We start from the raw sequence: 11,755 nt of genomic DNA on the forward strand, positions 1-11,755 counted from the left end.
TGACCAAGCCGGAACTGGCCAATCAATATGCAATTAAATGATACAGGAGGTCATTTTACACAATGAAAGTTACGGTAGAAAATGGAGAGAACCAGCAGGTCACTCTGACGATTGAAGTCGAGGCAGCAGAAGTCAACAAGGCCGTTGAGCAGGCTTGCAAGCGCCTTGCAAACCGCGTCAATATCCCGGGTTTCCGCAAGGGCAAGGCTCCGCGCATGATCGTTGAGCGTCACGTTGGCAAGGATGCTGTCCTGCAGGAAGCTTTCGATATCGTTGCTCCGAAGGCCCTCAACAATGCTTTTGATGAGCAGAAGATCGAGCCGGTAACGCGTCCGAATGTTGACATCGTTACGCTCGAAGAGGGCAAGGACCTCGTCTTCAAGGCTACGGTTACGCCGCGTCCGGAAGTTAAACTCGGCGAATACAAGGGCCTTAAAGTAGAGAAGGCTGCCGTCAACATCACGGATGAGGATGTTGAGAAACAGCTCAAGACGTTCCAGGACCGTCAGGGCAAGCTCGTTGACGCTCCGGAAGGTGCAGAAGTCAAAGACGGCGACTTCACGACGCTCGATTTCAAGGGTTTTGTCGATGGCGAAGCTTTCGACGGCGGCGAAGGCAAGGATTATCCGCTGCAGATTGGTTCCAAGAGCTTCATCCCGGGCTTTGAGGATCAGCTCATCGGCGCTAAGATCGGTGAAGAGCGTGACGTCAACGTCAAGTTCCCGGAAGAGTACCATGCCAAAGAGCTCGCTGGCAAAGACGCTACGTTCAAATGCACGATCCGCAGCATCAAGACGAAAGAGCTGCCGGCTATCGATGACGAACTCGCTAAGAAAGTCAGCAAGTTCCAGACTCTTGACGAGCTCAAGGCTGACATCCGCAAGAACCTCGAAGAGAACGCAGAGCGCACGGCTGAGAACGACCAGAAGAGCGCTGCCATCGAGATGGCTACGAACAACATCACGGTTGACATCCCGGCTGTCATGATTGACAACCGCGTAACGGCCATGATTCAGGAAATGGCTATGCGCCTTGAGCAGCAGGGCATGAAGCTCGAGCAGTACCTGCAGTACGCCGGCACGGACATCGCCAAGATCCGCGAACAGTATCGCGAGACGGCTGAGAAGAACGTCAAGACGGATCTCATGCTCGAGGAAGTTGCCAAAGCTGAGAACATTAAAGTAGAAGGTAAAGATCTGGATGCTGAGGTCGCTGCTATGGCAGCTGCTTATGGCGCTACGCCGCAGCAGGTCCAGAAAATCATCAAAGAACAGGGCCGCATCGGCGATCTGGCTGCATCCGTACTCCGCAAGAAGACGGCACAGTTCATCATCGACAACATCGCTGAATAATCGCCCTGATATGGGGGTATACCTATGAGTTATGTACCAATGGTCGTAGAGCGTTCCAACACGGGTGAGCGCGCGTATGATATCTATTCGCGTCTTTTAAAGGACCGCATCATCTTTTTGGGCGGGCCGATTGACGACGCTGTCGCCAATACGGTCGTTGCACAGCTCTTGTTCCTTGAATCCGAAGATCCGGACAAGGACATCCATCTGTACATCAACAGCCCGGGCGGTGTCGTCACGGCAGGTCTGGCTATCTATGATACGATGCAGTACATCAAGCCGGATGTTTCGACGATTTGCATTGGTCAGGCTGCGAGCATGGGCGCACTGCTCCTTACGGCAGGTGCCAAAGGCAAGCGCTATGCGCTGCCGAATGCCCGCATCATGATTCATCAGCCGCTTGGCGGCGCACAGGGCCAGTCGACGGATATCCAGATTCAGGCGCGCGAGATTCAGCGCATCCGTGAAGTCATCAACGATATCCTCGTAGAGTCGACGGGCAAGGACCGCGAGACGGTCGTTGCCGATACGGAACGCGATAACTTCATGACGGCTGCAGAAGCCAAGGCTTATGGCCTCGTCGACGAAGTGATCACTCGTCCGGCAGGCTCTTCCAAGAAGGGTAAGAAGTCAGAAGCCAAGGCGTAAGAGGTGAGGTCATGTTGAAGTTTGGGGATGAAAAAGGCCAGCTCAAGTGCTCGTTCTGCGGCAAGACGCAGGACCAGGTGCGCAAGCTGGTAGCCGGTCCTGGTGTTTACATCTGTGATGAATGCATCGAGCTCTGCAACGAAATCATCGAAGAGGAATTCAACGACGATGTCGAGGTCGAGCTCAAGGACGTCCCAAAACCGAAGGACATCCGTGCAATCCTTGACCAGTACGTCATTGGACAGGACGAGGCTAAAAAGACCTTGTCCGTGGCTGTCTACAACCATTATAAACGCATCAATATGGGTCAGGGCAAAGCAGCGGAGGATGTGGAACTTGCAAAATCCAACATCCTCATGATTGGCCCGACGGGCAGCGGCAAGACGCTTTTGGCGCAGTCGCTCGCACGTATTCTCAACGTGCCGTTTGCCATCGCGGACGCGACGGCGCTGACGGAAGCCGGTTATGTCGGTGAAGACGTTGAGAATATCCTGTTGAAGCTCATTCAGGCCGCCGACTACGATGTCGAGAAGGCCGAGCGCGGCATCATCTACATCGATGAAATCGATAAGATTGCGCGCAAATCCGAGAATCCGTCCATCACGCGCGATGTGTCGGGCGAGGGCGTCCAGCAGGCGCTTTTAAAGATTCTCGAAGGAACGACGGCTTCCGTACCGCCGCAGGGCGGCCGCAAGCATCCACATCAGGAGCTCATCCAGATTGACACGACGAATATTCTCTTTATCTGCGGCGGTGCCTTTGACGGCATCGACAAGGTCATTGAGTCGCGTCTCGGTCAGAAGCAGATGGGCTTTGGTGCGCCGATTAAGTCGAAGCGCCAGAAGAGCATCGGTGATACGCTGCGCAAAGTGCTGCCGGAGGACCTCTTAAAAAGCGGCCTGATTCCGGAGTTCATCGGCCGTCTGCCTGTCGTCGTGACACTCGACGCGCTCGATGAAAACGCACTCGTGAACATCCTGACCCAGCCGAAGAACGCTCTCGTCAAGCAGTATCAGAAGCTCCTCGAACTCGACGGAGTCAAGCTGACGTTTGACGACGACGCCCTGCGCCAGATTGCCAAAGAGGCACTGAAGCGCAAGACAGGGGCCCGCGGCCTGCGCTCCATCATCGAGGGCATCATGCGCAATGTCATGTATGAAGTCCCCTCGATTGAAGGCGTGACGGCCTGCCGGGTGACGAAGGATGTCGTCACATCCAAGAAAGATCCGATCCTGACCATCGACGAAAAGGCGAAGGCCAAGAGTAAGGACGGAAAAGAAGAATCTGCCTGAGGCGGATTTTAGCAAGGCGCTGCCAAGGCAGCGCCTTGTATTTTATATAGATTTATTTGTTAAAGGAGGGAAAGATATGCCGGAAAAGAAGACATTGCCGCTTTTGCCGCTGCGCGGCATGGTGGTATTTCCCTATATGATCATTCATCTCGACGTCGGCCGTGAACGGTCGCTCGCGGCTCTCGAAAAAGCCATGGTCGGCGACCGCCGCATTATGCTGACGGCGCAGCGCGATGCCGACCAGGATGACCCGAAGCGCGAGGATATTTACCCGATTGGCACGGTCGTCTCCATCAGCCAGCTCATCAAGATGCCGGGAGGCACCGTCCGCGTGCTCGTCGAGGGCGAGAAACGCGCGGCCATCGAGGAATACCGTTCCCTGGATGATTACGACGAGGTCGATGTCGAGGTCTACACGGACCCGATTGATACATCCCTGCCGATGGAAGCCGCGACGCGTGCGGTCATCCACGAATTTGAAGAATGGGTCAAGATTTCGAGGAAGATTCCGGAGGAGACATTGGTCTCCGTTGCCATCATCGACGATGCCGGCCGTCTGGCTGACCTCATCGCGAGCCATTTGAACCTCAAGCTCGAGGTGCGTCAGGAGCTCATTGACTGCATCGATGTCAAGGAACGCCTGAAGAAACTCTACGAGGTCCTCGCGCGCGAGCTCGAAATCCTGCACATGGAGCAGAAAATCAACGTCAAGGTCCGCCAGAAGATGGACAAGATGCAGCGCGACTATTATCTGCGCGAACAGATGAAGGTCATTCGCAAGGAACTCGGCGACAAGGACGACATGGCCTCGGACATCGAGCTTTACCGCGAAAAACTAAGCGAGGGCAAATATCCGGACGAAGTCAAGAAGGCCGTGGAGCGCGAGCTGCATCGCCTTGAGAGCATGAACAGCATGAACACGGAGACAAGCGTCATCCGCAATTATGTCGAATGGCTCTTGGAGCTGCCGTGGGAAAAGGAATCGAAAGATACCGTCAGCATTGAGAAGGCCGCGAAAATCCTCGACCATGACCATTACGGCCTGAAGAAAGTTAAGGACCGCATCCTCGACTTCCTCGCCGTGCATCAGCTGGCAAAAGACAAGAGTGCGCCGATTCTCTGCCTCGTCGGTCCGCCGGGCGTCGGCAAGACGTCGCTGGCAGCCTCTGTCGCGAGAGCCACGGGGCGCAAATTCATCCGCGCCTCGCTCGGCGGCGTGCGCGATGAAGCCGAAATCCGCGGCCACCGCCGCACGTATGTCGGGGCCATGCCGGGCCGCATCATCGAAGGCATCCGCAACGCGGGCACGCGCAATCCGGTCTTTCTGTTGGATGAGGTCGACAAACTCTCGATGGATTACCACGGCGACCCGTCGTCGGCGCTTCTTGAGGTCCTCGACCCCGCTCAGAACAAGACGTTCAGCGACCATTTCATCGATATCCCGTTTGACCTTTCGAAGGTCTTCTGGATTGTCACGGCCAATGACCTCGGCAATATTCCGCGTCCGCTGCGCGACCGCATGGAAATCATCACGCTTTCGAGCTACACGGAATACGAGAAACTCGAAATTGCCAAGCGCTATCTCGTCGCGCGCCAGCGTGAAGAAAACGGCCTGACGGGCAAAGATGTCCACTTTGGCGCGGGCGTACTGCAGGAAATCATCGAGTACTACACGCGCGAGTCGGGTGTGCGCGAGCTCGAACGCCTGATTGGCCAGGTCTGCCGCAAGGCCGCACGCAAAATCGTCGAAGGTGCAGACAGGCCCATCCGCGTGACGAAGCACAATCTGCCGGACTTCCTCGGCCGTCTCAAATACCTCGAGACGAAGGCCGAGAAGGAGCCGCAGGTCGGCGTGGTCACGGGTATGGCCTGGACTGAAGTCGGCGGCGACATCCTGCCGACCGAAGTCACAGTCCTCAAGGGCAAGGGCAAACTCATCCTCACGGGCCAGCTCGGCGACGTCATGCAGGAATCGGCACAGGCCGGACTTTCCTACATCCGCAGCCGTGCCGACAAACTCGGCCTGCCCGAGGATTTCTACGAAAAAGATGATATCCACATCCATTTACCGGAAGGCGCCGTGCCGAAAGACGGTCCGTCGGCCGGCATCACGATGGCCACGGCCATGATTTCGGCCCTGACGGGCCGCAAAGTCCGCAGCGATGTCGCCATGACGGGGGAAATCACCCTGCGCGGCAACGTCCTGCCGATTGGCGGCCTCAAGGAAAAGGTGCTCGCAGCTTACCGCGAGGGCATGAAGACCATCATCCTGCCGCAGGAAAATGTCCGCGACATCGAGGACATCCCGAAGCCCGTGCGCGACAAACTCGAATTCGTGCCGGTCAAGCACATGGACGAAGTCCTGAAAGTCGCTTTGCTGCCGAGAGAAGATAACGAAGATAAAGAAACTCCAGAAGAGAAAAAAGCGGCCAAAACAGAGGCAAAAGAATCCGCAGAAAGTGCGGAGCAGGCAGATACAGCAAACAAAGAGGAAAGGGGCTGAGCTTATGCCGGAAATGCCAGAAAAAAAGGCGGTCGAAAGTGTCATCATCACGCAGGGCAAGTACATTGCCTCGGCTGTCAAAAAAGACCAGTACCCTGAGCGCGAACTGCCGGAGGTCGTCTTCATCGGGCGTTCCAATGTCGGCAAATCCTCGCTGATTAACTCTTTGACGCGTATCCGCGGCCTGGCGCGCGTTTCTTCCCAGCCGGGCAAGACGCAGACCATCAACTTCTTCGAGCTCACGGCCAAAATTCTCGACAAGGAGACGAACGAAGAAGCCATCCGCAAGGATTTTTACCTCGTCGACCTGCCGGGCTACGGCTATGCCAAGACGGGCAAGGAACGCCGCAAAATCTGGAAAAAATTCATCGACGAATACCTGTTGACCTCGCCGCAGCTGCAGTTTGTCTGTCAGCTTATCGATATCCGCCATGAGCCCATGGCCTCCGATATCGAGATGTTCAACTGGCTCGTCGGGAACAATATTCCGGTGCTCATCGTGGCGACAAAGGCCGACAAGCTCGGCAAAAACGCCCGCCAGAAGAATATCGCGGCCATCCGCCGCGCGCTCGGCGTCAAGGAGCTCTCCATCCTGCCGTATTCTTCCGTAAAAAATGAAGGGCGTTCAGATTTACTTGACGTCATACGGGATATTCTAGTATAATAAAGATAACGAAAGATGAATTGGATTCACGTTTCGCGTGAGTCCAATTTTTTTTAGAGCTGTGTACTTATATTATAGGAAGAAACGAGCAATTATATCATGGGGGAGAGCATCATGGAGCTGACATCGTTTGACAAGTCTTTGCTGAATCTGCTGCAGGGCAATCTGCCCGTCTGCAGCCGTCCGTTTGCGGCACTCGCTGAAAAACTCGGCACGACGGAAGAGCACGTGCTCGAACGTCTGCAGGTCCTGAAAAAAGAGGGGTATCTGCGCCGCATCGGCACGTTCTTCAATTCTGCGCGTCTCGGCTACAAGGGCACGCTCGTGGCCCTGCGCGTCGACCCGGACAAGATGAAGGCTGTCGCCGAGGCCATCAACCGCTATCCGGGGGCCACGCACAATTATGAGCGTGAGGGCCGCTACAATCTCTGGTTCACGCTGCTGACGCCGGCACTGGACAAGGAACGGGAAATCCTCAAGGAAGTCAAGGCTCTGCCAGGCGTGGAGAGCATGCTGAACCTCAAGGCTCAGAAAAAGTATAAGATCAACGTACAGTTTAAATTGGCCTGAGACGCAGCAGCTGCGGTCAGAAAGCAGAATCTGCAAATTTAAGAGAAGGGGAGTGTCAGCCTTTTATGGCAGAAGATACGGCAATGAATGAACTCGATAAAAAAATAGTCTGTGCCCTGCAGGGGGATTTTCCGCTCGTCGCAGAGCCGTATAAGGTACTGGCCGAAGAGGTCGGCATCAGCGAAGAACTCTTCCTCGAGCGCGTCAAGGCTTTGTCCGCGGAAAAGAAAATCCGCAAAATGGGCGCCGTGCTGCGCCACCGCGAAGTCGGCTTTTCGTCAAATGTCCTCGTCGCCTGGGAAGTGGACCCAAAGAGGCTTGACGAAGTCGCAAAGAAAATGGCGGAGTCACCGTCTGTATCCCACTGCTACGACCGCACGACGGCACCGGACTGGCCGTATAATCTCTACACCATGGTGCACGGCCACAGCCGCGAGGAATGCGAGAGCATCGTTGCAGGTCTGGCAAAAGAAACGCATGTCGAGAACCGCGCCATGCTCTACACGAAACATGAATGGAAAAAGGTTTCGATGAGGTACTTTCAGGAATAAAAGCATAACGATATTGAGAAAGGGCTGTCCTGCGGGGCAGCTCTTTTTTTTATCTTCATTTTGTGGTAAAATGTTAACTATGTTCAAGTCGGGAAGAACTATGTTTTTCCTATTTTACGATAACAATAACAGGGAAAAGGTGAATATCCTATGGTTTCTGAAAAAATGTATGAACTCGGCACAAAAAAGTCGACAATCCGCACGATTTTTGAATTCGGCCGCAAGCGCGCAGCCGAAGTAGGCGAGGAAAATATCTTTGACTTCAGTCTCGGCAATCCGAACGTGCCGACGCCGGAGTTTGTCAAGGACGCGGCCATCGACATCCTGCAGACGATGCCGCCCGAGGCCGTTCATGGCTATACGATTGCACCGGGCAATCCGCAGGTCCGCGAGACGCTCGCGCAGAGCATCAACGAACGCTTTGGCACGCATTTTGCCGGCAAGAACCTCTTTATGACGGCCGGTGCGGCTGCTGCCATCACAATCTGCTTCAAGGCCCTCTGTGAGGAAGGCGATGAATTTGTCACGTTCGCGCCGTTCTTCCCTGAATACCGCTGCTTTGTTGAGTCCGTCGGCGGCAAGCTCGTTGTCGTGCCGGCCCGCGTCGAGGATTTCCAGATTCAGTTCGACAAATTCGAGGCGCTTTTGACGCCGCACACGAAGGCCGTCATCGTCAACTCACCGAACAATCCGAGCGGTGCTGTTTACTCCGAAGAGACGATTAAGGAGCTCGCTTCCATCCTTACGCGCAAGGAAAAGGAATACGGCCATCCGATTTACATCATCTCCGATGAACCGTACCGCGAGATTGCCTATAAGGGCAACACGGTGCCGTACATTCCCCTTTATTACCGCGATACGCTCGTCTGCTACTCGTACAGCAAATCATTCTCGCTGCCGGGCGAACGCATTGGCTACATCGTCGTGCCGGATGAGCTTGAGGGCTCTGACGTCGTCTACGGTGCCATTGCCGGTGCTGCGCGCGTGCTCACACACGTCAACGCTCCGTCCCTCTGGCAGCTCGTCGTGGCCCGCTGTGCAGGCAAGCCGTCGGACATTTCGACGTACGAGAAAAATGGCAAAATGCTCTACGACGGCCTGATTGAGGCCGGCTTCACCTGTGTCAAGCCGCAGGGCGCGTTCTATCTTTTCCCGAAGGCACTTGAAGACGACGACTATGCGTTCTGTGAGCGCGCAAAGAAATACGACCTGCTGCTCGTACCGGGCACGGACTTTGGCTGCCCCGGTTATTTCCGCGCTGCCTACTGCATCAAGACGGATACAATCCGGCGTTCGCTGCCGCTGTTCAAGAAGCTGGCTGAGGAATACCGCCAGTAAGATGTCTCCTGCTTAGCTTCGGAGAAATCACTGCATATATTTTAAGGGAAAATGATTTTCTGACAGCAACAGGGAATCATTTTCTTTTTTTAAGAAAAATTAAGGAAAATATAAGGTGTTTTGTGTTAGAATATAAGACATGTTTGGGGAATATATAATACATATGTGTGACATATGCATGCGAAGGTGATAAGAGTATGGGTTTTGTTATTTTTCAGGTTGATGGCGCTTGCTGCAAAGCTGCCGGAGAGCTGCAAGGCAGAGGGGAGGCCCGCAGATGGAGATAGAACGCCAGTTTTTGATTGCGGTCATTCCCGTGCTGCCGCAGGAGTACGATTCCATCCTGCAGGGCTATGTATCCCTGCTGCCGGAAATCCGCATCCGGCAGGTCCGCAAACCGGACAACCAGGAATTTTTTTATTTGACGGTCAAACGCGGCAAGGGCCTCATGCGCGAGGAATGGGAGACCAAGATCTCTTCGCGCGAGTTTTCGCACCTTGTCGAGCGTCTCGAGCCCGACACGCTGTTCATTGAGAAACGGCGGTACTATCTGCCGCTTGATGATGGGCACGTCGCAGAGTTCCACCGCCATGAAGCCGCGCTCAAAGGGTTCAATTACGTTGAAGTGGAGTTTTCTTCCGAAGAAGAAGCAAACGCCTTTGAGCCGCCTGCATGGTTCGGACGCGAGGTCACGGAGGACCCGCGCTTTACCTACGGCCGTCTGGCCGCCGAAAACGGCATGGAATTAGCGAAAAAAATCATGGCTCAGCCGTATAACGACATTATGCCGGCAGAGGACGAAGAGTAAACGAATAGGGCTGCTGTCACAGCAGCATAAAGAAGAAAACCAGTTCTGAGATTTAAATCCTTGAAGTCTCAGGACTGGTTTTTTTTATTTTTTTACATTTGTAAAGGGATTTTAATGACAAATTTTATACATTTAAGGACGCATTTTACATGTTCGGTCTTGTTCTATTACGTTTTTCGGCAGGCCTTCATTTTTCTGCGATTGTAATATGTTATAATTAATTATAGCAGAAGAAGAATACGATTAAACTTGATGAAGAAATAAGAGCAAAAACGATATACGCAATACGGAGAAAGGGGCCCCGTTATGAGAGTCATGAAAGTTATGAGAGGATCTAAACGTTTGATTCGGCAAAAACACGGCCTTTGTCTGGCCGTTTCCCTGACGCTTTGTTCCCTGCCATGGATGACGGCCATGGCTTTTGCGGCACCTGCCGAGGGGAGCAGTGCACCGCCCTCGGTGCGTCCGGCGGGCTACAATGATTCCGGTGCGCAGCTCAGCCGCACGCGTTCGTACCTTGCTTATCAGCAGGCGAAGGAAAGACTGGCCAAGGAGCATGAAGGGGCCGTCCTTTCGGGACAGAACGATGCGGAGACGCAGCCGGGGGAGGACACCACCTTTACGCTCAAAAAAATTGAGATGACATCATCGGCCATCCTGACAGATGAAGAGCTTCAGTCCATTGAGCATCCGTATATTAATCAAAATATTTCCATAAAAGACCTCTATGCCATCCTCAGTGAAATCAATGCCCTCTATCAGAAAAAAGGATACATCACCTGCCGGGCCTTTCTCGGCGAACAGACCATCCATGACGGCGTCGTGCACATTGAGCTTTTGGAAGGGAAAACAGGAGAAGTCCGGCTCGAGGGAAATGACACGACGCGTCCCGATTATATCCGGAAGAGAATTTCCCTGCCGGAAGGCGGGATTGCCAATGTCCGTGAACTCAATAAGGAAATCCTGCGCTTCAACGCCACAAATGACGCCCAGCTGCACATCGCCCTGAAAGCCGGCACTAAGACCGGCACGACGGATTATATCATCACGGCGCGCGAGCCGCAGCAGCAGGTATTTGGCGTGGTCGCAGACAATGCGGGCTCGAAGTCGAGCGGCCTTTACCGCGGCGGTGTATTCTGGCAGGACCGCAGCCTGACTGGGAACCGCGATACCCTGTTCCTGAGTTCGATGTTCTCCCAGGGCACGAAATCGTTTGCCGCCGGCTATACGGCACCGATGAACCATCAGGGCAGCAAGATTGGCCTGAACTACAGCACGAACAGCGTGCATATCACGGATGGCCTTTTGGAGCCGCTTGAAGTCCGCGGCCATTCGTATGCCTATGACTTTTTCATGACGCATCCAGTCGTCACGAGTGAGACCGTGCGTTCGGAAATCGGGCTCGACTACGGCTATCAGCATTCGCGTACGGATTTTCTCGGCAATCCCTGGGTCGACGACACGGTGCAGACGCTGCAGGTCTTCTACGACCAGCTCGACTACGGCCGCTCAACCATCTGGTACCAGAAGCACGGCTATGCCATCGGCAAGTACCAGGATATCAATGGCGGGAACCGCGACTTCGGCAAATACAATTTCAACGGGCTTTTCCGCAAGCATTTTGACCACGGCCAGTCATGGAATATCCGTTTGGAAGGACAGCTCTCGAGCACGCAGTACCTGCCATCGGCCGATATGTTCTACATCGGCGGCCTCTACAGCGTCCGCGGCTATACGGAAAGCCTGCTCGGCGGGGATGGCGGCTTCTCGGGAAGCCTCGAATACGGCGTGCCCATCTCGAAGGACAAGCGCTATGAAACATTCTTCTTCCTCGATGGCGGCCGCGTCTGGGGCTCGAGTGCCTTCGGCGACCGCAGCCTTGTCGGTGCAGGCTTTGGCCTGCGCGGCAGTTTGAATGAACACGCTTATCTCAACGTCAGTCTGGGGTTCCCTCTGATTCGCACCATCAACGAGGAAGAGCAGAGCAGGGCCCGCGTCCATTTTTCGTTTAACAGTCAATTTTGACGGA

General features: G+C 54.4%; 10 protein-coding genes. All 10 read left to right on the top strand.

Going from position 1 to position 11,755, the window contains the following annotated elements:
- Window positions 1-62: 62 nt before the first annotated feature.
- A complete protein-coding gene (gene tig / locus ACI4OH_RS06165; RefSeq protein ID WP_432647967.1) occupies window positions 63-1,352 on the top strand; it encodes a trigger factor in 1,290 nt (429 codons plus the stop codon).
- Window positions 1,353-1,376: 24 nt separating this feature from the next.
- On the top strand, window positions 1,377-2,000 hold the full coding sequence (clpP, locus tag ACI4OH_RS06170; protein ID WP_432647966.1) for an ATP-dependent Clp endopeptidase proteolytic subunit ClpP: 624 nt from the start codon (window positions 1,377-1,379) through the stop codon (window positions 1,998-2,000).
- 11 nt (window positions 2,001-2,011) lie between these two features.
- On the top strand, window positions 2,012-3,292 hold the full coding sequence (clpX, locus tag ACI4OH_RS06175; RefSeq protein ID WP_439784404.1) for an ATP-dependent Clp protease ATP-binding subunit ClpX: 1,281 nt from the start codon (window positions 2,012-2,014) through the stop codon (window positions 3,290-3,292).
- Between the two features lie 76 nt (window positions 3,293-3,368).
- Window positions 3,369-5,795, top strand: coding sequence for an endopeptidase La (gene lon, locus ACI4OH_RS06180; RefSeq protein ID WP_439784405.1), 2,427 nt, complete (start codon window positions 3,369-3,371; stop codon window positions 5,793-5,795).
- A 13-nt stretch (window positions 5,796-5,808) separates the two neighbouring features.
- On the top strand, window positions 5,809-6,459 hold the full coding sequence (gene yihA, locus ACI4OH_RS06185) for a ribosome biogenesis GTP-binding protein YihA/YsxC (RefSeq protein ID WP_435721245.1): 651 nt from the start codon (window positions 5,809-5,811) through the stop codon (window positions 6,457-6,459).
- A 114-nt stretch (window positions 6,460-6,573) separates the two neighbouring features.
- Complete coding sequence (gene ahbA, locus ACI4OH_RS06190) at window positions 6,574-7,029, top strand: siroheme decarboxylase subunit alpha (protein WP_435721019.1); 456 nt, start codon at window positions 6,574-6,576, stop codon at window positions 7,027-7,029.
- A 65-nt stretch (window positions 7,030-7,094) separates the two neighbouring features.
- A complete protein-coding gene (gene ahbB / locus ACI4OH_RS06195) occupies window positions 7,095-7,580 on the top strand; it encodes a siroheme decarboxylase subunit beta (RefSeq protein ID WP_435721020.1) in 486 nt (161 codons plus the stop codon).
- Between the two features lie 150 nt (window positions 7,581-7,730).
- Window positions 7,731-8,918 (top strand): pyridoxal phosphate-dependent aminotransferase, encoded by a 1,188-nt coding sequence (locus ACI4OH_RS06200; RefSeq protein WP_435721021.1) that lies wholly within the window; start codon window positions 7,731-7,733, stop codon window positions 8,916-8,918.
- A 277-nt stretch (window positions 8,919-9,195) separates the two neighbouring features.
- Complete coding sequence (locus tag ACI4OH_RS06205; RefSeq protein WP_432647961.1) at window positions 9,196-9,726, top strand: CYTH domain-containing protein; 531 nt, start codon at window positions 9,196-9,198, stop codon at window positions 9,724-9,726.
- 342 nt (window positions 9,727-10,068) lie between these two features.
- Window positions 10,069-11,751, top strand: coding sequence for a ShlB/FhaC/HecB family hemolysin secretion/activation protein (locus tag ACI4OH_RS06210; protein WP_435721022.1), 1,683 nt, complete (start codon window positions 10,069-10,071; stop codon window positions 11,749-11,751).
- Window positions 11,752-11,755: the final 4 nt, after the last annotated feature.

Origin of the sequence: Mitsuokella apri, from assembly GCF_051886055.1 — a bacterium.
Lineage (GTDB): Bacteria > Bacillota > Negativicutes > Selenomonadales > Selenomonadaceae > Mitsuokella.